Below are 2,441 nucleotides of genomic sequence, written 5' to 3'. Positions count from 1 at the left end.
CGGCCCGCACGGCCTGGCTCCACGCCCTGCCGCCCGCCGGGGCCGCCGCCCGCTGACGCACCGGCGCGGGGCCTTCGAGCCCTCGCGCGGGGCTACGGCGCTGTCGGCCTCGCTTGCGGCATGGCGGATGCGCGGGCCGTGGTCGACCTCCCGCCTCACACCAGCAAGGCGACATCGGCGGGCCTCTAAAATGACGACACTCGTGTCATGCTGACAGCGTCGCAGCCTCTTTTTCACCGAGAGACTGCGGCTGTTCGACGGTCCCTTCGACGAGCTGTGCTTCACCCGTCTCTGCGGCGTTGAGGATGGCTTCCATGACTTCGAGAATGTGGAGGGCACGTGCCCCCGATGCCCGCGGCGGACGACCTGCTTCGAGCGCGAACGCGAGATCGGCAACACCTAGCATGCGGTAGTTCGCGCGATCGGGCGCCGCGAAAGGCCAGTTGTTGTGGCCGTGGAGGACGCCGTCGGTCGGGAGTTCCTCCCATGAAGCACCGCTTCGGCTGATGGCCAGCGTACCCCCGAACGTATCGGGGTCAGGCAGGCGAAGCGATCCCTTGGTGCCGTGCAACTCGATCGGCGGGATTGAGTGACGGAACACGTCCCAACTCATGCCGAGCGTCACGACGGCCCCGGCGGCGAATTCCAGGAGAGCCATGACGCTCGTGGGTGTTCCGACTGAAAATTGCGTGCCGTTGAGCGGCCCCTCCGCCGTGATGAGGCGTTCTTTCGACCCGGTACGGCTGACGGCCGTGACGCGGGTTACGGGACCCAGCAAGTTCACCAGCATGGTGAGATAGTAAGGTGCCATGTCGAGCACGGGACCGCCGCCAGGCTGATAGTAGAACGCTGGGTTGGGATGCCAGTGCTCCATGCCGCGGCCCATCATGAAGGCGGTGCCGGTCACGATATCGCCGATCGCGCCTTCTTCCACCAGACGGCGCGCGAGACGGCCCGCGGCGCCCAGGAACGTGTCGGGTGCGGAGCCGAGGGCCAGACCGCGACGCTGCGCTTCGGCCACGATCGCACGCCCCTGTGCCACAGTGGCGGCAAGCGGCTTTTCGGAAAACACATGTTTTCCGGCTGCCAGGGCCGCCATCGAGACGTCGAAGTGTGCATTGGGCACCGTCAGGTTCAGCACGAGGTCAACTTCCTCGGCGGCGAGAAGCGAATCCAACGACAGCGCGCGAATGCCATATTCCGCGGCACGAGCGGCGGCGACATCCGCCGAAAGGTCGGCGCAGGCGCGCAACTCCACCCTATCGAACAGCGCCGCGTTGCGCATGTAGGTCAACGAAATATTGCCGCATCCTACGACACCGATGCCGAGCTTTGCCATGGACGCGTCCTCTCTCAAGCTCGCGAGCTCTCCTGAGCGTTCTGTAGACGCCTTCAGCCCACCGATCGCATCCTTCGTGCCTGACGCAGCAATCTGCGTCAACGTGCTGCTTCGTGCTTGACGGCCGCGATATCCTGCGCTGTTCTGCTGCCAACAACAGGGGGCCGACATGATCGGCCTTCGGCGGGAGGAAGCACGGATGGTTGAGTCAGCACCGGGCATTTCGATGGGCGCGGCTGAGATCGAGCCGGCGCGGCGGCGCTTCGTCCTGGGGGCGGGTATGGCGGCCGGAGCGGCCCTGGTCGGCGCACCGTTTCGGGCAAGGGCGGCTGATCGAACCGGGATCACCTTCACCAGCGCCAAGTTCTTCGGCAAACAAACGATCGCCGAGGTCGTCGACAGCTACAATCAATCGCAGGGCAGGGTCCACGTGACCTATGTCGAGCTACCGCCACCGAGTTCCTCGACCGAGGTCCACCAGGCGCTTGTGCAGCAGCTCGTCCGTCGCAGTGGAACCCCCGATGTCTTCACCCAGGACGTCGTCTGGATCGCGGAGATGGCCGGCGCAGGATGGTCACTGCCGTTGGACCAATACTTTCCCGTCTCGGAGCGGGCGCACTACTTCCCTGGCACGATCGCGGCGTGCACTTACCAGGACAAGCTGACGGCTCTGCCGTGGTTCGTCGATTCCGGCATGCTCTATTATCGCAAGGACCTGCTGGATGGAATCGGCGCCAGGGTACCGGAGACCTGGGCAGAACTCGTCTCTGCTGCCGAAGCGATCCAGAAGAGCGGCAAAGCCAAGTTCGGCTATCTTTGGCAGGGCAAGCAATCTGAGGTCCTGGTCTGCGACGCCGTCGAGGTCATCGCCTCCAACGGCGGCTCGATCCTGACACCGGACGGCAGGACGGCGGCGCTGGACAGTGCCAAAAGCGTCGAGGCTATTCAGTTCCTTCATGACACGATCAACAAAACCAAAATCAGCCCGGCGGACGTGCTGAGTTGGGACGAAGAACCGTCCCGCCGTAATTACCCACGGGGTGGCGTGAGGTGACCGGAGTCGGGTAGATAGCGCCTTTGTGCAACGATGGCTTGCGCCGGT

2 protein-coding genes are annotated in these 2,441 nt (G+C 64.7%); one reads left to right on the top strand and one right to left on the bottom strand.

Going from position 1 to position 2,441, the window contains the following annotated elements:
- Nucleotides 1-205 precede the first annotated feature (205 nt).
- Nucleotides 206-1,339 (bottom strand): Gfo/Idh/MocA family protein, encoded by a 1,134-nt coding sequence (locus tag D3272_RS26970; protein WP_129222319.1) that lies wholly within the window; start codon nt 1,337-1,339, stop codon nt 206-208.
- Nucleotides 1,340-1,538: 199 nt separating this feature from the next.
- Between D3272_RS26970 and D3272_RS26965 the strand changes: the two genes are divergently transcribed.
- Nucleotides 1,539-2,393: an extracellular solute-binding protein gene (locus D3272_RS26965; RefSeq protein WP_129222318.1), complete on the top strand. Its 855-nt coding sequence runs from the start codon at nt 1,539-1,541 to the stop codon at nt 2,391-2,393.
- Nucleotides 2,394-2,441 lie beyond the last annotated feature (48 nt).

Origin of the sequence: Lichenibacterium ramalinae (genome assembly GCF_004137085.1) — a bacterium.
Classification (GTDB): domain Bacteria; phylum Pseudomonadota; class Alphaproteobacteria; order Rhizobiales; family Beijerinckiaceae; genus Lichenihabitans; species Lichenihabitans ramalinae.
Note: the sequence above shows the minus strand (reverse complement) of the source record. Positions and strands in the feature narration are given on the sequence as shown.